The 23750-nt window shown below is 64.8% G+C and carries 25 protein-coding genes and 1 pseudogene; 14 read left to right on the plus strand and 12 right to left on the minus strand.

Annotation, left to right across the window (positions count from 1 at the left end):
• The first annotated feature begins 2 nt into the window (after nt 1-2).
• Entirely contained in the window at nt 3-833 is an 831-nt protein-coding gene (locus J6U32_RS12550; RefSeq protein WP_208792839.1) for a carbohydrate ABC transporter permease, read from the plus strand.
• A gap of 4 nt (nt 834-837) precedes the next feature.
• The gene (locus tag J6U32_RS12555) at nt 838-2055 is read left to right on the plus strand and encodes an ABC transporter ATP-binding protein (protein WP_208795727.1); all 1218 of its coding nucleotides are present in this window, start codon (nt 838-840) and stop codon (nt 2053-2055) included.
• 22 nt (nt 2056-2077) lie between these two features.
• Here J6U32_RS12555 and J6U32_RS12560 read toward each other — a convergent pair whose 3' ends face one another.
• The 3 genes from J6U32_RS12560 to J6U32_RS12570 all read right to left on the minus strand — a co-directional run bounded on the left by J6U32_RS12560 (nt 2078) and on the right by J6U32_RS12570 (nt 4758).
• Complete coding sequence (locus J6U32_RS12560; protein WP_208795728.1) at nt 2078-2935, minus strand: chromosome partitioning protein ParB; 858 nt, start codon at nt 2933-2935, stop codon at nt 2078-2080.
• A complete protein-coding gene (locus J6U32_RS12565; protein WP_208795729.1) occupies nt 2925-3611 on the minus strand; it encodes a metallophosphoesterase family protein in 687 nt (228 codons plus the stop codon). Before J6U32_RS12565 ends, J6U32_RS12560 begins: the two co-directional genes overlap by 11 nt.
• A 64-nt stretch (nt 3612-3675) precedes the next feature.
• A complete protein-coding gene (locus J6U32_RS12570) occupies nt 3676-4758 on the minus strand; it encodes a substrate-binding domain-containing protein (RefSeq protein WP_244332845.1) in 1083 nt (360 codons plus the stop codon).
• Nucleotides 4759-4871: 113 nt separating this feature from the next.
• Between J6U32_RS12570 and J6U32_RS12575 the strand changes: the two genes are divergently transcribed.
• Nucleotides 4872-5318, plus strand: coding sequence for a MarR family winged helix-turn-helix transcriptional regulator (locus tag J6U32_RS12575; RefSeq protein ID WP_208795730.1), 447 nt, complete (start codon nt 4872-4874; stop codon nt 5316-5318).
• A gap of 165 nt (nt 5319-5483) precedes the next feature.
• Here the strand turns inward: J6U32_RS12575 and fmdA are convergent, their stop codons facing one another.
• Complete coding sequence (gene fmdA / locus J6U32_RS12580) at nt 5484-6737, minus strand: formamidase (RefSeq protein ID WP_208795731.1); 1254 nt, start codon at nt 6735-6737, stop codon at nt 5484-5486.
• 211 nt (nt 6738-6948) lie between these two features.
• Nucleotides 6949-7149 (minus strand): hypothetical protein, encoded by a 201-nt coding sequence (locus J6U32_RS27710; RefSeq protein ID WP_208796360.1) that lies wholly within the window; start codon nt 7147-7149, stop codon nt 6949-6951.
• Between the two features lie 59 nt (nt 7150-7208).
• Between J6U32_RS27710 and J6U32_RS12590 the strand changes: the two genes are divergently transcribed.
• Complete coding sequence (locus J6U32_RS12590) at nt 7209-7784, plus strand: suppressor of fused domain protein (protein WP_208795732.1); 576 nt, start codon at nt 7209-7211, stop codon at nt 7782-7784.
• A gap of 18 nt (nt 7785-7802) precedes the next feature.
• Complete coding sequence (locus J6U32_RS12595; protein ID WP_208795733.1) at nt 7803-8111, plus strand: hypothetical protein; 309 nt, start codon at nt 7803-7805, stop codon at nt 8109-8111.
• Between the two features lie 158 nt (nt 8112-8269).
• Here J6U32_RS12595 and J6U32_RS12600 read toward each other — a convergent pair.
• Both J6U32_RS12600 and J6U32_RS12605 read right to left on the minus strand, forming a co-directional pair.
• Nucleotides 8270-9549, minus strand: a protein-coding gene (locus J6U32_RS12600; protein WP_208795734.1) for an IS3 family transposase whose coding sequence is annotated in 2 segments (ribosomal slippage) — nt 8270-9264 and nt 9264-9549 — 1281 coding nt in all. Because the reading frame shifts where the segments join, the coding sequence is not laid out codon by codon here.
• 48 nt (nt 9550-9597) lie between these two features.
• Nucleotides 9598-9804, minus strand: a complete 207-nt coding sequence (locus J6U32_RS12605; RefSeq protein WP_208795735.1) for a hypothetical protein — start codon at nt 9802-9804, stop codon at nt 9598-9600.
• Between J6U32_RS12605 and J6U32_RS12610 the strand changes: the two genes are divergently transcribed.
• From J6U32_RS12610 to J6U32_RS12620, 3 genes are all read left to right on the plus strand, one after another.
• Nucleotides 9797-10915: a hypothetical protein gene (locus J6U32_RS12610; RefSeq protein ID WP_208795736.1), complete on the plus strand. Its 1119-nt coding sequence runs from the start codon at nt 9797-9799 to the stop codon at nt 10913-10915. The two genes, J6U32_RS12605 and J6U32_RS12610, sit on opposite strands and share 8 nt — an antisense overlap.
• Nucleotides 10916-10950: 35 nt before the next feature.
• Nucleotides 10951-11532 (plus strand): SMI1/KNR4 family protein, encoded by a 582-nt coding sequence (locus J6U32_RS12615; protein WP_208795737.1) that lies wholly within the window; start codon nt 10951-10953, stop codon nt 11530-11532.
• A 351-nt stretch (nt 11533-11883) separates the two neighbouring features.
• Nucleotides 11884-12150 (plus strand): hypothetical protein, encoded by a 267-nt coding sequence (locus J6U32_RS12620; protein ID WP_208795738.1) that lies wholly within the window; start codon nt 11884-11886, stop codon nt 12148-12150.
• A 137-nt stretch (nt 12151-12287) separates the two neighbouring features.
• On the opposite strand, the gene J6U32_RS12625 is transcribed toward J6U32_RS12620, so the two are convergent.
• Nucleotides 12288-12926: a winged helix-turn-helix transcriptional regulator gene (locus tag J6U32_RS12625; RefSeq protein WP_208795739.1), complete on the minus strand. Its 639-nt coding sequence runs from the start codon at nt 12924-12926 to the stop codon at nt 12288-12290.
• A 796-nt stretch (nt 12927-13722) separates the two neighbouring features.
• Between J6U32_RS12625 and J6U32_RS27660 the strand changes: the two genes are divergently transcribed.
• The 4 genes and pseudogenes from J6U32_RS27660 to J6U32_RS27405 all read left to right on the plus strand — a co-directional run bounded on the left by J6U32_RS27660 (nt 13723) and on the right by J6U32_RS27405 (nt 17209).
• A complete protein-coding gene (locus J6U32_RS27660) occupies nt 13723-14928 on the plus strand; it encodes a hypothetical protein (RefSeq protein WP_432276998.1) in 1206 nt (401 codons plus the stop codon).
• An 817-nt stretch (nt 14929-15745) separates the two neighbouring features.
• On the plus strand, nt 15746-16069 hold the full coding sequence (locus J6U32_RS12635) for a hypothetical protein (RefSeq protein WP_208795741.1): 324 nt from the start codon (nt 15746-15748) through the stop codon (nt 16067-16069).
• Between the two features lie 141 nt (nt 16070-16210).
• Nucleotides 16211-16800 (plus strand): annotated as a pseudogene (locus J6U32_RS12640) (MspA family porin).
• Nucleotides 16801-16855: 55 nt separating this feature from the next.
• A complete protein-coding gene (locus J6U32_RS27405; RefSeq protein WP_244332849.1) occupies nt 16856-17209 on the plus strand; it encodes a hypothetical protein in 354 nt (117 codons plus the stop codon).
• A gap of 187 nt (nt 17210-17396) precedes the next feature.
• Here J6U32_RS27405 and J6U32_RS12650 read toward each other — a convergent pair whose 3' ends face one another.
• The 4 genes from J6U32_RS12650 to J6U32_RS12660 form a co-directional block, all read right to left on the minus strand.
• Complete coding sequence (locus J6U32_RS12650; RefSeq protein WP_208795742.1) at nt 17397-18557, minus strand: DNA adenine methylase; 1161 nt, start codon at nt 18555-18557, stop codon at nt 17397-17399.
• A 48-nt stretch (nt 18558-18605) separates the two neighbouring features.
• The gene (locus tag J6U32_RS27665) at nt 18606-18731 is read right to left on the minus strand and encodes a hypothetical protein (protein WP_280118983.1); all 126 of its coding nucleotides are present in this window, start codon (nt 18729-18731) and stop codon (nt 18606-18608) included.
• A 334-nt stretch (nt 18732-19065) separates the two neighbouring features.
• Nucleotides 19066-19572 carry a TetR-like C-terminal domain-containing protein gene (locus J6U32_RS12655; protein ID WP_208795743.1) on the minus strand — a complete coding sequence of 169 codons (507 nt, stop codon included), beginning with the start codon at nt 19570-19572 and terminating at the stop codon, nt 19066-19068.
• Between the two features lie 647 nt (nt 19573-20219).
• The gene (locus J6U32_RS12660) at nt 20220-20840 is read right to left on the minus strand and encodes a TetR/AcrR family transcriptional regulator (protein ID WP_208795744.1); all 621 of its coding nucleotides are present in this window, start codon (nt 20838-20840) and stop codon (nt 20220-20222) included.
• 431 nt (nt 20841-21271) lie between these two features.
• Here J6U32_RS12660 and J6U32_RS12665 point away from each other — a divergent pair, with 431 nt between their 5' ends.
• Complete coding sequence (locus J6U32_RS12665) at nt 21272-22249, plus strand: alpha/beta hydrolase (RefSeq protein WP_244332851.1); 978 nt, start codon at nt 21272-21274, stop codon at nt 22247-22249.
• Nucleotides 22246-23694, plus strand: a complete 1449-nt coding sequence (locus J6U32_RS12670; protein ID WP_208795745.1) for a class I adenylate-forming enzyme family protein — start codon at nt 22246-22248, stop codon at nt 23692-23694. The genes J6U32_RS12665 and J6U32_RS12670 overlap by 4 nt, the downstream gene beginning before the upstream one ends.
• Nucleotides 23695-23750: the final 56 nt, after the last annotated feature.

A 23750-nucleotide genomic window follows, 5' to 3' on the forward strand; every position in this document is an offset into this window, starting at 1 on the left:
CGGTGAAGACCGGTACCAAACCGAAAGTGTGGTGGGCGATCGCCAACCTGGTGGTGATCCTGTATGCCATCATCCCCTTGTTGTGGATCGTGAGTTTGTCATTCAAACCCGCGTCGAGTGTCACCGACGGCTCGTTCATCCCGAAAGAATGGACGTGGGACAACTATTCGTCGATCTTTTCCACGAGCGCGTTCACCTCGGCGTTGATCAACTCGATCGGTATCGGGTTGATCACCACGGTGATCGCGGTGGTGTTGGGCACGATGGCCGCCTATGCGGTGGCCCGGCTGGACTTTCCGGGTAAACGCCTGCTGATCGGCGCAGCGTTGTTGATTGCGATGTTCCCGCAGATCTCGCTGGTCACCCCACTGTTCAACATCGAACGCACCCTGGGGTTGTTCGACACGTGGCCGGGGTTGATCCTGCCCTACATCACCTTCGCGTTGCCGTTGGCGATCTACACGCTCTCGGCGTTCTTCCGGGAGATCCCGTGGGAGTTGGAGAAGGCCGCGAAAATGGATGGCGCGACCCCGTTCCAGGCGTTCCGGAAGGTGATCGCCCCGCTGGCCGCGCCGGGGGTGGTGACCGCGGCGATCCTGGTGTTCATCTTCGCGTGGAACGACCTGCTGCTGGCGTTGTCGTTGACCTCGACCGAACGGGCGATCACCGCGCCGGTCGCGATCGCGAACTTCACCGGGAGTTCCCAGTTCGAGGAACCCACCGGGTCGATCGCCGCGGCCGCGGTCGTGATCACCATTCCGATCATCATCTTCGTGTTGTTCTTCCAACGTCGAATCGTGGCCGGGTTGACCTCCGGCGCGGTGAAGGGATAAACCCATGGCAGACATCGTTTTGGACCACGTCAGCAAAACCTATCCCGACGGCTCGACCGCGGTACACGAGGTGAATATCGATATCGCCGACGGCGAGTTCATCATCCTCGTCGGCCCGTCCGGCTGCGGTAAATCGACCACCCTGAACATGATCGCCGGGCTCGAGGACATCACCAGCGGGGAACTACGGATCGCCGGGCAACGCGTCAACGAACGCGCCCCCAAAGACCGCGACATCGCCATGGTGTTCCAGTCCTACGCCCTGTATCCGCACATGTCGGTGCGGGAGAACATCGCGTTCCCACTGACCCTGGCGAAACTGTCGAAAGCCGAGATCGCCGCGAAGGTCGACGACGCCGCCCGCATCCTCGACCTGGGCCCCTACCTCGATCGCAAACCCGCGAATCTGTCCGGTGGGCAACGCCAACGCGTCGCGATGGGCCGAGCGATCGTGCGCTCGCCGAAAGCGTTCCTGATGGACGAACCCCTGTCGAACCTGGATGCGAAACTCCGGGTGCAGATGCGGGCAGAGATCTCCCGGCTGCAACAACGGTTGGGTACCACCACCGTGTATGTCACCCACGACCAAACCGAAGCCATGACCCTCGGTGACCGGGTCGTGGTCATGCGCTCGGGATACGTCCAACAAATCGGTTCCCCCCAAGAGCTCTACACCCACCCCGCCAACATCTTCGTCGCCGGGTTCATCGGCTCACCGGCCATGAACTTCTTACCCGGACGACTCGGCGCCGACGGCATCTCGACCCCCATCGGCACGATCACCCTGCACGACCGGCAACACGTCGCCGATGCCGCCGGCCGGGTCAACAGCACCGGGGAGGTCCTCGTCGGTATCCGCCCCGAACACCTCGAAGACGCCCACCTCATCGACACCGACACCCGCTCCCACGGCATGACATTCACCGCCGGGATCGACGTCCTCGAATCCATGGGATCAGACAACTACGCCTACTTCCGCATCGACTCCCAACACACGGCGAATGACGCACTCGCCGAACTATCCGCCGACTCCGGCGCCACCCTCGGCGGCGGCGACATGATCGCCCGACTCTCCCCCGAATCACACATCCGCCGCGGCAACACCGCCGAACTCTACTTCGACCCCACCAAAATCACCATCTTCGACCAACAAACCGGCACCAGCCTGCGTGGTGCACCGGCGAATTCGGTTTCAGGCGGGCCGGCCCTGTCGAAGGGGTGAGCGCTGCGGTCGGCGGCGGTGATCACCGGCGCCGGCGCCGCGGCTGTTCGCGGAGTTCGTCGATGATTTCGTCGTCCCAGATGTGCTTGCGTACCAGACGATAGCGCTCGCACGCGAGCCACAGGTAGAGTTCGGCGTCGCTGTCGAGGTCGGACCGGACATCGGCGCGTCGGGCCATACGGATGACCGGCAGGAATTCCTCACCGAACCACCGCCGTGCCACCTCGGTACGGCCGAGGAATTCGCCGACCTCTTGGCTGAGACGGAATCCCCACGCCTCCACCGCCTCTGCGAGTTCGGCGTAGTCGAAGGGGTCGGCGAACCGGATGGTTTCGGCCTGTGCACCCGACAGCGGCACCCGCGACAGGAACAGTCGGCGGTGGTCCTTGAGGAGGAGGTCTCCGGGCACATTGATGCCCTCGGGGGAGATGCGGGTATGGATCTCGGTGACGTAGGCCTCGATGGTGTCGAGGTGACGGGCGATGGCGATCGAGATGCGGTGGTGTCCGTCGATGACGAAATGCATTCCACCTATCCGGTACAGCCGCACCGGGGGCATCGATTCACCACGCCGCTGCGCGGCCGCGAGTCGCTGCCACCGGCTGCGAATCCGGACCGAAGTCGGGCGGAAGTAGCGGTCGAAATCCTTGGTGCGGTCCACACTTCCGACGATCGAGGACACCTCGACCGTCTGCAGTCCCAGGTAGGTCTCGCCGGTGCGGCCCAATGCGGCGACTACCTCGTCAAAGGGGAGGATCGCATTGACGTCGGCGGGTTGTCGGGTGAACCACTGTGTCAGCCGGGCGAGTTCGGCTTGCCGTCGCATCCGCTGGAAGTCGTTCTCGGCGTCGGCGTCCGGGAATCCGGTGTCACGAGCCATATCGGCGCCTCACGATCCTGAAATCGCCGGTGTCGGTGTCGAAATCGAACTGGCAGTAGCCGACGACGTTCATCGACACGGTGTCGGTCCCGATGATCAGGTCACGCGGGTGTGCACCATAGGGATGAATGTGCCCGTGCACCATGATCCTCGGTCGGAGTCGGTCGACCAGTGGATGGAAACACGAGAACCCGCGGTGCGGCCGGTCCTCGGCGTCGCCCACGCCGCGTGCCGGCGAATGGGTGAGCAGGATGTGTGGGCGGGGGGCACGCACACCACCTCTAGCGCGCAACACCCACGACCGCAATCGCTGCTGCGCCTCGGTGTACTGGTTGGGGCCGGAGTTGTAGCGGATACTGCCCCCGAGGCCGCTGATCCGGACGCCGGCCGCCGTCACCGTCCGACCGTCGGCGTTGACCGCACACTCCGGTCCAGGATAGCTGGTCGGCAATCCCGCGCGGGTCCAGCCGACACGCGAGGGCCGGTAGCCGCGCAGATCACCGTCATGGTTGCCCGGAACGAATACACATGGCGCACCGCACAGGCTCGACAGCACGTCGAGATACTTGTAGGGGAGATCGCCCGCGCCCAGGATGAGGTCGGGTTTGGTCTCGATGCCCACCCCGAAGGTGAGTGACTCCACCACCTCGTCGGCGACCGCCAGGATGTTCACCACATGCACACCGTAATCGACCGTCGCCCCGGTGTGGAACGTCCGGATCGGACGACGAGTCGATGCGTCAGGCGGTCAGTTCGGTGATCACGTCGAACGCGAGGTGGTCGGCTCGCGCGAGGTACACCGGCTGACGGGTGTGCCGGCCACGGAGTTCGACCTCGCCGCGCGGTCCGCTGTAGGTCACGCCGCGCGTCGTTCGGCCGATCGTGGCGGTGTCGAGGGAGCCCGCGGCCCGGGCCAGCGCCGCGAGCAACATCAGACCCTCGTAACAGGATTCGCCGATGTTGTTCAATGCCGGTGCCGTTCGACCGAATCGACGCTCGTATCGGGACCCGAACTCGAGACCTTCAGGGGTGACCACACTTTCGAAGTATCCGCACGCCGTGTAGAGGTCGTGGGTGGCCTCGGCGCCGCAGCCGCACAGCACGTCCTCACCGATCATCATCGACAGTCGGATGTGCCGGGCGTCGAGACCCGCCGCGGCGAACGCGCGGTGGAATGCGGCGGCGTCGGCGCCGACCATGAGGACGAGCACCCCGTCGGGGCGGGTATCGGCAATCATCTGCAATGCAGGCCCGAAATCCCGGCCGCGCAGCGGGACGAAGTGGTCGCCGACGAAGTCCATGTGCACGCCACGGAGAAAGTCGCGGGTACGTGCAGAGGTCACGCGAGGCCACACGTAGTCGTTGCCAATCACGCACCAGCGTCGGATTCCTCGGTTCTCGCGCAGCCAGCGGATGGCCGGGAACAACTGCTGATCGGGGGTCTCACCCACCATGTACACGCCGTCGGCGTCCTCGCCGCCCTCGTAGAACGTCGTGTACACGTATGGCACCCGCCCGGCCGTGTGCGGGGTGATCACGTTGCGCGCGTTGGACAGGTGCCACCCGATCACACTCTCCACGCGTCCGGTGGTGACGAGACGGTCGACGGTGTCCGACAACCGGTCCAGGGGCGCACCCGCATCGACGAGATGCACCCGAACCTGGCGGTCGAGGATGCCACCGGCCGCGTTGACATCGGCGACGGCCAGTTCGGCACTCGCTTCGCACGAGGGACCGAACATGCCGGCCGGACCGCTCAGCGGCACTGCGAGAGCGACGTCGAGGGTGGCGTCGTCGCCTCTGAGAACCACTGGTGAGGCCACAACCGACTCCCCGGGTGGATACGTGCTGACCTGCACAGTGTCCCACGAATCGACGGTTGCGCAACGCCGGCTGCGCTGTCGCACCGGAGTCGATCACGATACGATGACCCATCATGTCCACTGCCCCGAACGCGCGTGCCGCTGCCGTCGAGGAGCTGTCGCGTCTGCTGAATGCTGCTGCGGCCCAACTCGACTCCGCGGTCAGTGCAGAACTCGACGGCCTCACGACGGCGCAGTGGCACGTTCTGGCGGCTCTGGAGGGCGGGGTGGGCAGGTCGATGTCGGAACTGGCTGCAGTCACCTTGGTGCCCGGGCCGAGTCTGACCCGGCTGATCGACGGGATGATCGACGACAACCTCGTGCACCGGCGGCCCGACGAGACCGACCGACGCAGAGTAGTGGTCTTCGCCACCCGACGGGGCGCGATGCTCCATTCGCGGTCCAAGGCGCGCATCGCGCGCTCGTCCGCGGTTGCCAGGGTGATCGACGACGCCGACGGGCCGGGGGCCCGACTGGCGAGTGCTCTTGGCGCCCTTGGGGCGATGGATCTGACCGGCTGAGCGGAGTCGGGTCCGGTCGGAGTTCCTATGCCCTCTGGTCGAGGTGTGACGAGCGCAGCGAGTAGCCTCGAGACCGGCTGTGCCGGTGCTGGTTCCGGTCTACGGCCGATCGGCACCGTCGATGTTCACGTCCGATCCCCCGACTGGACTGAGCGGACGCGCGCCCTAGAACGCCGAATGCGGCGCGCCCATCCCCGGGTCGATCTGCACCGGTCCCGACGCCGACGGGGCCACCGGGAAGTCGAAAATCGCGGTCGGGATATACACGGTTGCACAGGAATTGGGTATGTCGACCACTCCCGAGAGGCGTCCCTCGATCGGCGCCGAGCCCAGCAGCAGATAAGCCTGCTCGGGGCTGTACCCGAACTTCGTCAGATAGTTGATGGCATGCAGACATGCACGCTGGTAGGAAAGGTCCGAGTCGAGATACCGCTGCTCACCGTCGAGGGTGACCGACGTGCCCGAGAAGGCGATCCACTGCGAATACTGCGGATCGGTGTTGCCCGGCATAAAGATCGCGTTCTCGCTCACGCCGTAGGTCTCCATCCCGCCCTTGATCAGATCGACATGGAGATCCATGAAACCACCCATCTCGATGGCACCGCAGAAGGTGATCTCGCCGTCGCCCTGGGAGAAATGCAGATCGCCGAAGGACAGGTTGGCGCCCGGCACGAAGACCGGATAGAAGACGCGGGTGCCCTTGGTGAGGTTCTTGATGTCCTGGTTTCCGCCGTTCTCGCGCGGGGGAGCGGTGCGCGCTCCCTCACCCGCGACCCGCGTGAACTCGTCACCGGTCAGCGATCCGAGGATCGCGCCGTCGGGCTCAGGCGGAAGTGCCAGCGGGGGCACGCGGTTCGGATCGGTGGCGATGAGTGCGGCTTCGCGCGCATTCCACCGGCCGAGCAACTCCGCCGACGGCGCCGTGCCCATCAGACCGGGATGGACGATACCCGTGTACTTCACATGCGGCACATGGCGACTCGTGGCCGACTGGCCGGCGAAGTCCCAGATCGCCTTGTAGGCGTCGGGAAACTGCTCGGTGAGAAAACCGCCACCGTTGAGCTTTGCGAAGATACCGGTATACCCCCAGCCCTGACCTGCCAGCGGTCCCGAATCCTCCTGCGGGATGGGCCCGACGTCGAGGATGTCGACGATCAACAGGTCACCGGGCTCGGCGCCCTCGATCGCGAACGGACCCGACAAGGTGTGGACGTTGTTGAGTGGCGCGTTGAGGATGTCGTCGGCGGAGTCGTCATTGTGGATCGCGCCGTCGAACCATTCCCGGCAATGCGCGCGAAAGGTGTCCCCGGGCTTGACGGTCACCGCGGGCGGGATGTCGGGATGCCAACGGTTGTGCCCGATGTGACGCTGCTCGGTGAAGGGCTTCGCGGAATCGAGGGGAAAGAGAAGCTCGGGCATCGACAGAACCTCCGTGCGACGTGGTTGTTTCCGGGTGAAACTATTCAACTACGTTCGTATTGGTTTCGCAGCCAATGCGCGTTACGAGCGTATGACGTTGTCTGAGTTCGCAGCTCAATCCGAGGCGGGATGACGCCGATCGCGCTAGGGTGGCTGACATGCCGACCTATGTGTTCCGGTGTGACCGGCGGTGCGCGATAGTCGAACGACACTATCCGATGACTGCGGTCCCTGACGCGATCGCCTGTCCCGACTGCGGGGATGCGGCGACGCGGAGGGTGCGGGCACCTGCGCTCGGTGCCGGCGCGAGTATCGCCATGCGGCTGCAGGACGCGACGCGCTCGAGCGCCGAGACGCCCGCAGTGGTCTCGTCCATCACCGAAGCACGCAGACGGACGCCGGTGAGTGCCAATCCGCTGCACCGTCGACTCCCGCGGCCTTGACGGCGCCGCTGCGATTACCGTGGGGGTCGTGAGCGACTCCACCAGCGATGCCATCAACCGATACCTCGTCGACTCGCTCGGCGGGACGCCGCAGCGTGCGTCGGTGACCTTTCTCGGGGTTGAGCCGATCGATGTGGTGCGCGTTGTTCTCGGCACCGAGGTCGTTTACGTCACGGTCGGTTGTGCGCGGCATCCGATGACCGATCCGTCCGACCTCAATCCGGACCCGGTGCGCGGCCCGCGGGCCGAACTGGTCGTTCGTATGCACGCCGGTACTGCGCTGCCGGGCCTGCATCGACGGCTGGCGACACTGGCCGCGGCCCCGGCCGTCGAGGGCTTGGTGCTGGTGGCCGACGCGCTCCTCGATCTCGGCGAACCACTCTGGGATGGTGCGCCTTTCACCGCAGTCATGGTCTCCGACGATGATCTCGGCACGCTGGGGTTACCGGCACCGATGGACCCGGTGCGGTTTCTGCGGGCGATCCCGATCACCGCGAACGAAGCGGCGTGGCTGCGCCTCAAGGGTGTCGAAGCGTTGCGTGAGGCGTGGGCCGAGGCCGATACCGACCTCGCCGACCCGGCGCGGTCGGCGGCCACATTGTGAGGTGAATACCCCATCGGTTTGGGTGGAGTCACCGAGTTGTCCTCGGATCGCGTGGAGCCGCACAGTGCGGGTCTTGGCGGGCGGATCTGGTACGGCGGTGGTTCGCTGCGCTCGGCGCGGTGGGCTGGTCAAAGTGGCCTGAAACTCCTGGTGAGCAACATCAGTACAGCCGAAGACCACGATGACTTTGCGTCAGCCCAGCGCCAGCAGATCGATCTGTTTCGCAGCCATCATCGGTCTGGTAAGGCGGCCACCGTGCCCAGCCACGTGATCCTGCCGACCGATAACGCAACCGCCGAGCAACGCACGAAGTTCCAAGCCTATTGAATCGCCCCGGGTTTGCTGGAGGCTCGGTTAGGGCGTGTCTCCTATATTGGGGACGGAGTCGGCTGGGAGGTTGAGCGGGTACTGTGTTGGTGGTAGTGGCCACCGCGCCGACGTCTGGGTTGCGCGAGCATTGATCCACCCCGGCGTTTCCGGAGAGCTCAGGTTGTGAGTGCCTCCTCCGGATTGAGGGTGCGCATGCGATCGTAATGGAGTCGCTCGGCGTGGTCGGGGGTGAGGTCGTCGCAGTAGCTGTGTGGCCGTTCCCGGTTGTAGAACGCCACCCATTCGGCCGTGCCCAGTGACAGTTCGGTCGCGCCGTGAAATCGCGGCTGGTTGTCGACGAGTTCGTTCTTGTAGTCAGAGTTCACCGATTCCGCCAGCGCGTTGTCGTAGCTATCTCCGATGCTGCCAATAGAAGCCGCGATTCCCTCCTCGGCCAACCGCTGCCCAAACACAATCGCCGTGTATTGCGATCCCGCGCCTGAATGGTGTATGAGATTCGTTAAATCAACTACACCGCAACGCTTTCGGCTGTCGATCGCCTTGTTGATAGCGTCAGTCACCAGGTTCACCGTCATTTCCGAGGCCACTTTCCAGCCGACAATCTTGCGGGCGAACACATCGATGACGAACGCCGTGTACGCCCACCCCGACTCGGTGCGGCAGTACGTAAAATCGGCTACCCACAACCGATTTGGAGCCGCAGCATAGAACTGTCTGTCGACCAGATCTGCTGGCCGCGACGCTGCCGAGTCCGGGATGGTCGTCCGCACCCGCTTCTTCTTACTCGCGCCACGCCATCCCATCTCGCGCATCACTCGTTCAACAGTGCATCGGGAGACATCAATACCTCCGCTGCGCAACACTATCCACATCTTGCGTGAACCCAGAACCCGCATCAGCGGGCGCTTCTGACGCAAAGTGAAGATCGCATCGATGACCTGTGCGTCGGCGAGCATACGGGCGCTCGGACCGCGGTTGATGTGTTCGTAGTAGGTGGAAGGGGCGATGCTGATACCGTGCTCGCAGAGCACGGCGCACATCGAATCGACGCCCCAGACAAGGCCATCCGCACCCACCCGATGTCCCTGGTGAGCGCGGATGAACTTCACAATTAGCGGTGTGGCCGGTCGATCTCGGCCGCGAAGAAAGCCGACGCCGCCTTCAAGATCCCGTTGGCCCGTTTGAGCTCGGCCACCTCGCGCTTGAGCCGTCGAATCTCCTCGCTGACAGCGTTCGCTGCACCACCGCCAGCGGCGGACGACGGCGCCTTACGCACCCACTGCCGAACTCTCTCCGCCGAGCCGACTCCCAACAAGTCCGCGGTCTTGCCCATCGCCGCCCACTCGGTGGAGCCCTGGGCCACCAACTGCTCGACCATGTCCACCGCGTCGCGCTTCAACTCCGCCGAATACCGCATCGATCCAGACGCTGCCATAGGTTTCATCCTCCCTTGAGACGAACCCTCCGGAAACACCGGGACGGATCAGACGACCACCACCCCCGGTCCTGGTGGCGGACCCAACATCAATGCCCACGGCGCCACCGACATCCCCGCACCCGGAACCACACCCATCGTCCCGGTACCCGGTGGCTCGACGCCCCCGCCGTCGGCTAGCAGCCCGTCGCCGAGCACCGCAGTGCCGGCACCGTCAACACCCGCGCCGTCGATTGCGCCGGCCGCGGTGCGCACCGTCCGTATTCCGACCGCGTTGGCCGGTCAGGACATTGTGCTGCAGCTGCCCGCTGATACCGCTGGGTCGGCGTTGCGGGTCTCGATGATGGGCCAGACCCAGATCATCGAGGTCACGCGCTACCAGGCAGGAGCACCCACCCGCTTCGAGTTCACCGCGACCCTGCCGTTCGGGACCCGCTGGCATCGGCTGGGATCGGCGGACATGGCATTGGAAACGCTCACCGGGCAGCGGGTGGCGTTGCTCACCAACACGTTCGGCTACACCGGCACAGGCGACTCGGCTGGGTTCACCCTCACCAACTCAGGCACCACCCTGATCGGCACATTCACTCGTCCCGGCACCGCGTTGCCGACGATCGGTGACATCCTCGCCCCCGCCAAACACAGCGCCTGCTGCGGATCCGGGAACAGCGGTGGACCCACCGTCGACGACCACACGCTGAAGACAAAGACCACCGATGCAGCGATCGCCCAATGCCGCATCATACCACTCGGGTTGAGCCCCTCCGAGATCCAATCCTTGAAGGAACAAATGTGGTCCGGCGACGACGGCATGGTCAAACAGAACCAGCTCGGTGCCTCCACCGACCAGATCGCCTCCCAAGGCTGCACCCGAGTCCTACCCACCCTGCGTGAGATCATGATCCGCAACTTCTCGAAACGGTTCTCCGACACCAAAACTGACTGCGAGGAAGGCGAGATCGGACCGCGCTGTGAAGGAGTCGTGGCAGTATGCACACCCCAGGGCAACGACTCCGGGGAGTACCGTGCGGAAGTGCTTCAGTACATCGTAGGGGCAAACGCGAACATCCCAGCCGGCGGCTACCTCACCCGCATCGGTAATCCCCGTGTTGGGACCGGGGAGGCCAGGGCACGGGCCGCTGAACGTGCAGCCCACCCAGACCTCTATCCCAACGCCAGTATCGAGGCCGGCCACGTTCCGGACCTTACGTGGGCAGGAGCAACACAGTATCCGTTCATGCCCATGCATAAGTCAGTGAACGCCGCGATCGGCAACCAAGCCACGAAGTACCCCGTCGGCTACCGGGCACGCCTTTTCGTCAAAGGCGTGTGGGTAGGGAGTAACTGCATGCCAGCGGGCAACTAGCCGAGCCGAAAAGCGAGGATATCGTGCGGACAATCTTGACAGACCTGATTCACACACAACTGGAGCTCCATCAGCGGCTCATAGATGCAGGGATCTACCTGCACGGGCCGTCGGCGCTGCACCCGCCAGCCACCCCGGGACAAATCGCAGCAGCGGAAGATCGGCTCGGTAGTGAATTATCTCCGCAACACCGCGAGTTGCTGATGATCACCAACGGCTGGTACGAACAGCACGGTTTCAATTCGATTCTGAGCACTGAGGAGCTCGGCGATCCGCGCATCCAGCCAGGCATGGACCTCCCCATCAGTTACCAACCAGACGAGCCCGGTACGTGGGCAGCGCGTATGTACTACCGAAATGCGTGTTTCGACCTCTCAGAGCCCGCTGATACACAGGCCGAACTATCTCTTCCAGCAAACCTCGACGATTGGCGGCAGCTCTATCCAATAGCTGACGGTGCCGACAGCGGGGGACAGATCCTCGCCCACAGCAACGCCACCACGCATCCCGCGATCTACAGCACCTGCCGCAGGCCTCCCTACCAGCAGTTCGACGACCTCATCGGATATCTGAACTGGTGCATCGCAGACGATCAGGCAACACTCGAATCCTGTTAAGAAGACGAGCCGTAGATCATGAAACGAGCAGGGAGACATGTGAAGCGCCCGGTAGCATCGATTGTGTGTCGGGAGCCGGCAAGCATCGCCACGATGGCGACGAGAAGCCTTTGGAACGCCTGAAACGAAGGCCATGGACCAAGCGGATCATCAATGCACTTTCCGTCCTGCCGTGGCCATGGCCATAGTTGCTATCCCGCCCCACGACTGACACTTTCGGAGGACCCATCCATGCTCGACGGGTCTACTGATCCGCGACACGGCACGCTCGGCGGCTACAACAGGCACAAGTGCCGCTGTGAGCGTTGCCGGGCAGCCAAAGCCGCTGCCGAAACCCGGCGCCGCCGGGCCATGACGATTGAGCAGCGGCGAGCGATCGACGCCCGCCGCACACCACGCGCACCCACCGACGCCAGCAAAGCCCGCACCAAGGACTACATCGACCGCCGCCAGGTCGACACCCGCGCCAACGCGCGCGAACACCAACGCCCCTGGACCACCGAGGACATCGCCGTCGCCCTGCGCACCGACCTCACCGTGTGGGAAGCCGCGACACTACTCGGACGCACCGGCTCAGCAGTAGCCAACGCACGCCACCGATTCCGCCTACGCGAATAACACCCACCGCGTGCATGTGTCAGACCAGTCAGTCCAGTGACGTTTCGTCACTGGTGACGAAACTCTTTGCGGCACAATATATTTCGCCGATAACAGAGACTACGTCAGGCAGCAGTGAATCTAATGGCGCTGATCGGTCATTTGACAGTCTCGTCGGTGAAGTACCCGCGCACGGTCCATTCGTCGCCGTCGATCTCGATTAGCCCGGCGGCGTTCGCGTCGTCGAGACTCAGTGCGTTGGCGGCTAGGCCGAGGACAAACGCGGGCTCGGTGCGCAGGACTGCAGCGAGGTCACGTTCGACGCGGGGGCCGACATCGAAGCCGTGATCTGTCGCGTGGAGTTGAAGTAGTGGACCGCCGACGTCGAGGCCGACAGCTGGTCGCGGGCGGATCGGGACTCGCGACTCGAGGAGCGCGGGGACGGCCAGGGTGAGCCACTCGAGGCGGAAGGTGTCACCGTCGGGGCCGCGGAGCATGAGTGGGGTGGACCAGCGAATCAGGCTCGCGATCGGCTGACGTAGCTCGGCACCCCACGGGGTCAGTGCGTATTCGACGGCGCTGCCTTCACCGGCGAGTCGCCGTTCGATGACGCCCGCGGTCTCGAGGTCTCGGAGCCGGTCGGCGAGCAGGTTGGTGGCGATGCCAGGGAGCCCCTGGATTAGGTCGCGGTACCGGGCCGGAGCGATGAGCAGCTCACGGACGATGAGCAGGTTCCATCGGTCACCCACGACTTCGAGAGAACGAGCAAGCCCGCAGTACTGGCCATAAGTTCTCATCACATCTCCTCCGTGCTTTACGTTCTCAAGTGTAGATGAGATCGTCAAGCGCATCACTCGGCGAGGGGACCGACAGAGAGAGGTGGCGGAATCCGAGGCGCAGGTGGTCGCTTGTCCCATTTTCGATGTAGTCAAACTTTATTGGAAGAGATATTGTTCCTGTTCAGCAGCGCGGGTGTCGTCGATGCCTTGCGACGTTTCGACGGGTAGAGGTGTGGCGATGAGGGTGTCTGGGGTTGTGGTGTCGGGTGGGGTGGCGGTGCTGGCGGCGCCGTTGCTGTGTGTGGGCGGAGTCGCTGCGCACGCGACGGTGCCGGGTCAGGTGTGGTGGTCGCAGCAGGTCGCTGGGCAGGCACTGTCGGCCGACGGCGGGGGGCCGGTGGCATGGCGGGGTGGGCAGGTGCGCATCGTTGATTCTGCGCGGTTGATCGCCGCGGTGACCGCTCGGGCGGGCGACCCGACCACTGGTGGCGGGGCGGATGTGTTCGCAGCACGTCTAGCAACCGCTGCGGCACACCTGACCTCTCCACCATCCGTATCGATAGGGTGGCGGCGATCGTCGGGCACTGCGGGCATCAGTGCGGGCCGCACTATCGACGCCCCTTTGGGGGTTCACCGCGCCACGACAGACCCCGGGTACAGCACCACGGGCGGGCCGACAGCACGGTCGCCGCGACCCGCGTGGGCGGGTTCGAACGGGCCTGTGGTGGAGTTTGTGCCGCCGTCAGCAACCTCGGTGCCCGCGGCGGTCGTGTCCGGCCGCGATGGTTCGGTGCGGGTGCAGGTGTTGTTCACCGTGACCCGCGATCCGGTGACCGGGCTGCAGGTGTTGGGGCCCAACGGAATCCTGTGGATCGGTGATGGTGCCGAGGGCACCGCGGACAACCCCGACGGCGGCAACGGTGGCCTGTTGTGGGGCAACGGAGGCGACGGTTACGGCGGGGGTGATGGCGGCAACGGCGGCCTGGTGGGCTCTGGCGGTCGCGGCGGTGACGGCGTGACCGGCGTCCACGGTGGCACCGGCGGGGCCGGTGGCCGGGGTGGTTGGCTGTTCGGCCACGGCGGGACAGGTGGCACAGGAGCCGACGCCGACGGGATCGTCTACTTCACCGGAGGCGCCGGCGGTACCGGCGGCAGCGCGGGATTGTTCGGCGCCGGCGGACCCGGCGGGGCAGGAGGGGCAGGCGCCCTCGGCGCCGACGGTGCCGCCCCCGGCGGCTCGAGCACCGTCGACCCCACCCTCAACGGCGCCGACGGTGGGCCGTCTGGCTCGGACTGGACTGCCTTTGGCGGCGACAACGGTTCCGACAGCACCACCCCCGGAATCACCGGCGGGACCGGTGGCGACGGCGGCGACGGATATTACGTCGGCGGCAACGGCGGCAACGGGGGAACAGGAGGATCAGGAGCCGCTGGCGGCAACGGCGGCAACGGCGGCAACGGCCAAATAGTCGGTGGTAACGGCGGAAACGGCGGTAACGGCGGCGTCGGCGGACATGGCGGCAACGGCGGCAACGCCGGTGTTGGCAGCACAGGCGGTTGGGGCGGCAACGGCGGCAACGGCGGCCGGGGCTTCTCCGGCACCGCCGGCGGTGCCGGTGGTGCCGGCGGGCAGGGCGGCTCCGGCGGCCTGATCATCGGTCACGGCGGCCAGGGCGGCGCCGGCGGAGCCGGAGGCACGGGCGGTACGGGTGGGCAAGGCGGCAACGGCGGCAACGCCGGCGACGGGAGCATGCAGACACCAGACGGGTTCTCAGGTCTCGGCGGCCAGGGCGGCGACGGCGGCGACGGTGGCGCCGGCGGAACACCCGGCACCGGCGGACCGGGCGGACTCTTCGGCGCCGACGGCAGCAGCGGCGACCCCGGACACGGCGGCAACGGCGGGCGAGGCGGCAACGGCGGCAACGGCTTCGCCGGCGGCATCGCACCAAGTGGTGCAGATGGAGCTGACGGCACCGACGGCAACTCCTCACCAGAACCCGACTCACCACACCTCAACTGACACGCACGCACCACCCAGCGCGACACCACAGTTCGCGACAACAACCCTCACATCACACGGAAACGAGAACACGCCAGGCCACCGCAGGCTCGCCCACCGACGGCGGGTGAAAGGTGAAGGGAACTTGTGCCACTCACCTACGAGAGGGGTTCTCCCCCAGCCTTTTTCAAGTGCCGATAACCTATATTACGTTTACCCGCTCATTCGGGGCAGGCACGGCACGCGGCCCCGACATCAGTGAAGCGCGGTGATTGTCGGGTGACAACGTAACTGAGACTTTGGCACCCTACTTGGGACTTGATGACACCTACTCGGGAGGCCGGGGTCCTCGACCTGGCACGATTCCGCGTGTCCCTTCCGCATTCGTTGTCAGTCGATCGGCTCATCGGCCGCGTCAGTCGTCTTGTCTCAGATCACTTGTCACGCAGATCAATCCGGGCCTGGCGATCGTCGCTGGTCGGCCGCTCCCAGGTGCCTGTCACTGCTACCGCCTACGTTGTCACCCAACCGCGGGCGACTGCCTGAGCCCGCTGGCAGCGGCCGATCTTGGGGGAGTGAGGGGTGACTCCGCTACATCAGGGGCGTCGGCTGAGTTATCGGCGCACCCATCACCACATTGCTGTCGGGTCTGGCTCTCGGCAGGGGTGTGATGCTCGTCGAGGGGAGCACACCGCCCAGCATGTTTAACTCATCACATCTGCGGTTGCATGTAGCGCATGGTGTGGTAGTTTGCGTTGCGTCAGATCGTCCGACGTTGCGGGACGTTCGTCTATCTCAAGGGGAGTGTGTAGTCGTGGTGAATGTGAAGCGTCGGTTGATGGTTGTGGGTGCCGGTCTGCTGTTGTCGGCCGCGGGAGCGGTCGCGGTGGCGCCTGCTGCGTCGGCGTTCACTGTCAGTCCGGTGCCTGGTGGGGGCGCGGTGGAGTTGACTTCCGGTGAGGCGCGGGTGGTTCATGACGCGCACATCGGCGGTGTGGTCGATGCGGCGTTACCGCAGTTTGGACGTACCGAGTATGGGCGCACCGTCGGCCAGGCCATCGAGTACCGGTCCGGGATCGCCGCGCAGAACAACCAGTCGCTCTACATCAGCTACCGCACCCTGCCGGGCGGCAACAGCACGATCTACACCGCCAACCGCTAAAGGCACCCGGAACACGACCACAACATGGACGTGCCGAGAGTTGCAGGGGAGTCAATGACGACGCGCACCACCACACCAGCCGGCGCCACACGGCGCCGCACCGACCTCATGCCCGGGGTGCTGGCAGTACTCACCGCCGCGATGGCGGTGGTCGCGAGTGTCATCGGTGGGGGATCGTCACACGCCGCCACCTTTGCTGATCGGCAGGTTTCCAAGGTCGCCGATGACGGCTGGCGGGTCACGGCGATCAAATCGCAGGAGCAGGTGCGTAGTGTGCCGCCGCTCAACCAATCCAGTTGGACCCGTGAGGGATTCCTGTCGCTGAAGGGTGAGGGTGTGATCGCCGGTGTCGGGTCGGTGCCGGTGCAGTCTGGGACCGTTGCGGCCGGGTTTCAGATCGGCTGCAACACTGATGTGACTTCGGGCGCCACGGTGGGGATCTCGGGTGGTCCGTCAGCGCAGATGAACATCTCCTACCCACCCGCGGTGGTGATCGGGGCGACGGTCACCCCGAACATCGCGACCACGTTGCGGCCGGGCACGATCGCCGATATCCCGTTCGGCAGCAAAAGGATGCAGACCGGGAAAGCCGGCATCACCGCCGACGGCGTGCACGTCAAAGTCGACGGATGCTGGGCCCGGTCGCCGTGCGCGCCTACGTCACTGTCGCCGTCTCGACGGCACTGAACGACAACACCGTCAACGTCTACGGACAACCCCACTACCTGTGAATAGTCCTTTACCTGTGATCGAAAGGGACCGTGAGTTCTGACGACCGCGCCAACGATGTCTGCCACTGAGGGCGGGGCGCACCGCAGCGACGCTGACGCGGCGCCCGCCGAACACTCCACACCGTCGTTGACGGCAACGACCAGCGCGCCGATCAACAGCGACCCTGACCTGTCGGAGGACACCCCCAGTGGTGGGGTACCGGTACTGAAGGTGGTGGTGTTCCTCGCCGGGTGTGTGCTGCTGGTGCTGGCAGCAGCAAACCTGTCGAATCTCGGTGAGTGGTCGGATCGATGGGGCGTGATCCCAGTGTTTCTCGCGTTCTTCCTGCTGATGTCGATCGCCGGCCGCTGGTTCTGGACCGGCGCAGACGCTATCCTCGCAGCCCTCATCTGGGGCAAAAACACATGACCCCGGACCGCCGAACGGGGACAGAGGAGCCGGTGGCGCCACGTGTTCGTCGGGGGCGTCACCGGCTCCCTCGTCGCCGGCTCGGTGCCGGCCTGCTCGCCGCCGCCGTGCTGGCGATCGGCGGTGGGGTCACAGTGGCCGCGTTGGGCAGTGACCCGGCCCCCGCGCACGCGGATGCGTTGTGTGATCAGATGCGCGCCCAGTACGGCTCGAACTGGCCGTGCATCAGCGTGCCCACCAACACCTTCCAACCAACCACCAACACCCCGGCACCCACGACCGGTGCGAATGGTGCGGGCTCGGGTGGCCCGCAGGTCGGTTCCAATATCGGGCCCGGCCCCGGCGAAGGTAACGGCACACCCATCGTGACCGTCCCCGGACAAACCGCCCCACAACCACCCGCGGTCGGTGACGGTAACGGCGGTTCGGGGCCGGCCAACCCGAACACTGGCGGTACCCAGCCCACAGCACCGCAACCGGGACCGACAGGCGACGATGCCGGGGTCAAGGCCCTAGCTACCACCCGGTAGCCCACCAACGAAACGGCACGAAACCCGGGGTGGTTCACTTCGGTGCGGTGTTGATGGGTGCCGCCCTGACTTGTTGACGAGTCGAGTGCGTAGCGGTGCCAGCCCCGATAGAGCTCGTCGTAGAGCGGGCTGGGATATCCGCTGAGGACCACGCTCGCACGGCATGCGGTGAGTGCGGCGGCGAGTTCGTTGTGCTGGTCGGTTCGGGGCATTTCGTGCCGGTAGTTGTGGGCGCCGCCGACACTGCGAGTCTGAGCGAGGTAGGGCGGATCGACGTAGAGCACGGTGTTACGGTGCCGGCCGTAGGCCTCGATGAGTTCCAGTGCCGGACGGTTCTCCAAAGAGACGGTGCGGATGCGGTCGGCGGCCGCGGTCATCCGGTCGACGTAGCTGGTCAAGACCCGCGGCATGGGCACCTTGGCGGTGTCGTCGACGGTGAACCGCCACCCCGTGGGCCGTAGCGTCCCGGACCGGCCCTGCGACAGGCACACCCACACTCGCCGGGCCCGTTCGAGATCGTCGAGGCCTGCAGGTCGGTCCAGCGCGGCGTCCCGCTCGGCCCGCGAGTGCGGTGTCAGGGCGCAGACCCGGGCCAGCTCGTCCGGGTGATCGCGCAGCATCCGCCAGAACAGCATCAGGTCACCGTCGAGGTCGTTGACAGTCTCCAGCCGGGCGGGTGCCTTGGCGAGCAGCACCGCGAGACTGCCGGCGAACGGCTCGACGTACTGGGTGTGCTCAGGCAGCATGGCGGCGATCCGGGCAGCCAGACGGCCCTTCCCGCCGTAGTAGATGAACGGCGGCAGCACCCCACTCGACATTTGTCTTTGTCTCCCTTCGTGATTCCGCCAGTCACGGCATCCGTGGGTTCAGCGAACTGTGACCGGCAGCGGCAGTAGTAGCTCCCATCGGGGACTTTCGCTGGCGGTGCCGGTCCAGTAGTTGTGTGCGTAGGCGGTCATCTCGGCGAAGTTCCCGGCGCGTAACCAGGTCATGTCGCCGCGGTGGACGCCCTCGGGCTGTTCGACGGAGACTCGCCAAATGCTTTGTCCTCCAGTTTCTTCAAGAAGCGCCTTGGCCGTGATCTGGGCCCGGCCATCCTGGCGATGAAGCGATGGGGTGACGAGCGATGGGGTGTGACGAGCGCTGCGATGCACCGGGTGAGGCATTCGAGTTCGTCCACGACGAGTGCGGGCACGTGTTCGTCGCCGAGATGACCAGCCGTGCTTGCGGCCGACCGATCCGCCCGGGCGGCGTTCACATCGCGGACGGGGTCCGCAGCGCCGGATGATTTGTCCGACAGCGGTCGTACCACCTTCGCACCGTGGGTCATCTGATGCGCGTGCCGAAACCCTTGCGGTCCGCCCACCACCGCACCGCGTTGTCCACGCTGCTCGCGGCGCGCTCAGGATCGTCCCCCATCCCGACGAGAACGCGCGCGCACAGCGGGCGTAGGACGGTGTGCGCCGGGTCTAGGTGCCCGTCGAAGTGGCCAGACGCTTCCAGGGTGACGAACCCGTGGACCACACTCATCAGTTCGGCGGCGACGTTGTCGGCGGACAGCGGTTGCAGTCGACCGGTGCCGACCAGACGGCCTGACGCTGCGCGCATCATCCTGTAACACGGCGCGAACCGGCCGGGCGGATCGGTGATGTTCGTGGGCGTGGGGCGGTACGTACCGCGTATCGACAACCCGAACATGAGGTCGTAGAGGTGCACGTTCGACTGCGCGAGTTCGCGCACGCTCTGCGCCATTCCAAACAGTTCGGCGGCGGGATCAGCGGCAAGCTCGCCGACCTCGACGAAAGCGGCCTCCAGCTCGGCGATACCCTCCATGACCACCGCTGCAAGGAGTTCAGGAAGGCCACCGAAGTGGTGGTAGATGGAAATCGTCGACGTGCCTACGGCATCCGCTATCACGCGTGCCTTCACCTGTGTGGGCCCGAGCTCGCGCAGGACGCCGGGCTGTGGCCGCCAGAAGCCGGTCGCGGACGCTGGACACCGCCTGCTCCTCCCATCTCCCGACGCGATCTAATTCGTACGGACCGTCACCGCTGCACGGGCCCGCGATGCATGGCGTCGCAGAACGGCAACGATGGAACTTCGTTCTACCACAAGAGGTCGATGTCGGGAAGCTTCGCGGTGGAACTTTCTGGGCGCGCCGCTCAGGACTTTTCTCTACAGCGACGCTTCCGATCGCTGCGGTGATCTCCATGGATCGGCCCAGCTCGGTGATGTCGAGTCTCGAAGTGGAGGCGGTGTCGACGGTAGGCCGTGAGCTGGATCAGATCGTCCTGGCTCTTCCCGATTCGGTCGGGGTGAGGATGTGAAGTGACGTTCCGCATCCCGCAGACTCCGGCGATGGGCGACCGATTCGCGTGACGTCTCAGCGCTGATGCCGCGGGCACGCCTCCGCCGGGATGGATGGGCAACATCGGCGCGGTGCCACTCGACCGGGTCCGGCACCGCGGGGCGGGCTTTCGTCATACACGCGATTCCCACACCCTGTATCGCGCAACCCCATCCAAACCCGAGCGGAGTGCCGACTCACGGGAGTCGCCGAATCCGACCATTACATTGACCGTCAGTTCGAGGAGCACGTCCACCAGCGGGTCGTCGTAATCGCTGAAGTTTCCGGCGAGCTCGAGCTCGATGAAGCCGTGGACAGCGCTCCACAACTGCGCAATGAGCAGTTCCGCGTCATCCTGTGCGCGAATTCGCCCACTCCCGATCAGACGATGCCCGGCGTCGACACAGAGCTGGTATGCAGAATGAAACGGGTGGACGTCGGTCACCGCGGAAATCGGCCGGTTCGGCCTGTAACTGCCACGTGTTGACAGTCCGAACATCAGGTCGTAGAGGTGCGGGTTCCCCTGAGCGTGGCCTCGGCATGCCGACGCCATGGCCATCAGGTCGGCAACAGGGTCGTCAGTAGCCGACATCTGCGCGAACGAGCGCTCGAGCGCTGCGAATCCCTCGCGCGCGACTGCGGCGAGGAGTTCAGGGATACCCCCGAGGTGGTAGTACAACGTCGTCGCCGACGTGCCGGCCAACTCGGCCACCGATCGCGCCTTGATCGCGGACGGACCGTGGTCTGCGAGCATTTTCGTTGCCGCTTCGACCAGCCGACTCGTCACTTCAGTTCGATCATCGGGCCCGTCGGCGTTCCGCGCACCGACCGTTTTCGCACCTGTCACACCCGGCTTCCCTCCATGCGATTGCGGACCCGATGGTCAGCGTATGCGAACCGTGACCACTCGATTCAGGTGCCCACGATAGCTACGCGCTGCCGTCCTGATTGCTCGTCGAACCCGGTAGCCCTTGTGTCCCGACTCACACAGACGTACCGTGTTGGAACGAAGTTCTGATCTGCGAGTGTCGACCTCAACGTGAACGCAGGAGCCCGGCGGAAGGAGCGCCCCCGGCTCTCGAGCGCGGAAGACGCCGTCACCGTCGACCTCGGCCGAGACGGGTCCCGTCGCGACGAGCACCGGATCAGAGAGTGCGGTAAATCCTGAGAAAGGAAAGAGAATTGGTGTTGATATCCGAGAAAGTGCCCTCCCCCCGTCGCGAGACGATTCGCTTTGCATCAGGCGACAGCTTCTGCGGGGCATGGCTCTACACGCCGACGAACACATCCAGCGGGCGGCCACTGCCCGTCGTCGTCATGGGCCACGGAATGGGTGCCACCCGCGAGATGGGCCTGGAGCCATTTGCTAAGCGGTTTGCCGCTGAGGGAATCGCTGTTGTCGCGTTCACGTACAGGAACTTCGGCGACAGTGGCGGGACTGCGCGGCAACTCGTGTCGGTCACCAGTCAGCTCGAAGACTGGGAGTCGGCGCTGTCGTTCGTATCGTCAGACGCGCGTTTCGACTCGACGCGTATCGGCATCTGGGGCACATCGTTCGGTGGGGGGCACGCGATCACCGTGGCGTCGCGACATCCCGAACTGCGGGCCGCAGTTGCACAATGCCCGTTCACAGACGGCACGGCGTCAGCCGGGGTCTCTGACTTCTCGACGACCGTCGCCATGATGGCCCGGGTCGGCCTGGATCAACTCGCACGCTTCGGCGCGCGCGGATCGACGCTGCCTATCGCTGCCGCGCCTGGTCACATGGCGTTGATGAACACCCCGGACGCACTGAACGGATATCAGGGCCTCATTCCGGCCGACTTTCACTGGACAAATCATGTCGCGGCGCGGAGTTTGCCGAACATAATCCGATATCGGCCCGGGCGGTCCGCGAAAAAAATCGCCATTCCCATTCTTTTCTGTGTCAGTACAACCGATTCAGTCGCCCCCCCGGAGAAAACGCTCCACTACGCCGAACAAGCGCCGCATGGCGACATCAAGACCTACACAGCCGGACATTTCGACTTCTATCTCGGTTCCGCGCAACAACAACTCGCGACAGATCAAGCCGCATTTCTGCGGAAGTTTCTCCTAGGAGAGGACACGGCTGAAGAACGAGCCGAGGTTCGCACGAAGAGCAACGGTGGCAGGCAGCAGTGACCGCTGCGAACTTTCCGTCGCTTCCAGATCGGCGGGCGGCGAACGAACCGGACGGAGTCTGTCTCGCCGAACCGGGCACCGTCCTCACCAACCGGGATTTTCTCGAGCGTATCGAAGCCGCGTCGCAAACGCTTCGCGCGAGTGGGATCGGCCGCGGCGACGTCGTTGCACTCAGGCTTGGCAATCGCATACAGTTCGTGGTTCTCATGTTCGCGTCGTGGCGACTCGGTGCGGCGGTCACCCCAGTGAATCCGGTGCTCACGCAGGCCGAACTTGATCATCAGCTCGACAACTCTGGCGCATCGCTCGTCATTTCCGACGCTCACGTGAGCTCGGCAATCAATCAGTTGCTCGTCGACTCCATCCCTACGGAGCGCTCGGGGAGAATCAGCCCGCCAGACTACGATCCCGAAGGACTCGCCCTACTCGTCTACACCAGCGGCACGACGGGTAAGTCGAAGGGGGTCATGCTCGTCCACGCGAACATCGACGCCATGGCGAGCCAGATCGCTCGCGAACTCAACGTTGTTCCCACTGACAACTTCGTCCTCATCCTTCCTCTCTTTCATGTCAACGGAATCGTCGTCAGCATTCTTGCGCCTCTATTGGGAGATGCGCGGACAACCATCATGCCCCGCTTCGAGGTCCATCGCTTCCTCGAAATCGTCTCCAGTACCGAGGTCACCGTTTTCTCGGCCGTGCCCACGATTCTGATGATGCTCGACGACCTCGGCGACGACGTTCGAACGAAACTGTCGTCCGTTCGACTGGGCATCACCGGCGCCGCACCGTGCCCGCCGGGGCTGACGGCCAGAATCGAAAGGCGCTTCGGGTTCCCGGTTGTCGAAGGCTACGGGCTCTCCGAAGCCACATGCGCCTCCACCGCCAACACCGTGGAGAACCGGAAGCCAGGGACGGTCGGGCGGCCCATTCCCGGCCAGGAAGTGCAAATAGCCAACGAACTCGGCGGCTTCAACCCACCGGGCACCGATGGGGAAGTGCTCATCAAAGGCCCCACTGTGATGCGCGGGTATCTAGGCGAGCCTGAGCTGACCGCCCAAACCATCTCGCGCGACGGCTGGTTGCGGACCGGCGACATCGGTCACTTAGACGATGACGGGTACCTCGTCATCGTGGGACGGGCGAAGGACATGATCATCCGCGGCGGCGAGAACATCTATCCGCGCGAGATCGAAGATGTACTCAGCTGTGAGCCGGCAGTTCAGGAGGCGGCAGTGGTGGGGTTCCCCGACGAGAAGTTCGGCGAGATCGTCGTGGCTTTTGTGGTAGCAGTCGCGGGCCAGAGCTTGTCAGTCGATCGTCTTCACGATCTGTGCATCGAACGCCTGAGTCCCTTCAAAAGACCGGTAGACATCCGCGTTGTCGACGAGTTGCCGAAAAACGCAACAGGAAAGGTGCAGAAATTTCGGTTGGTTGAAACCTGATCCGTACACGAAGAAATCCCTGAAAGCCGTAGCAAAGTAACCGACACAGGAGTCGA

This window comes from Gordonia polyisoprenivorans, from assembly GCF_017654315.1.
GTDB classification, from domain to species: Bacteria; Actinomycetota; Actinomycetes; order Mycobacteriales; family Mycobacteriaceae; genus Gordonia; species Gordonia polyisoprenivorans_A.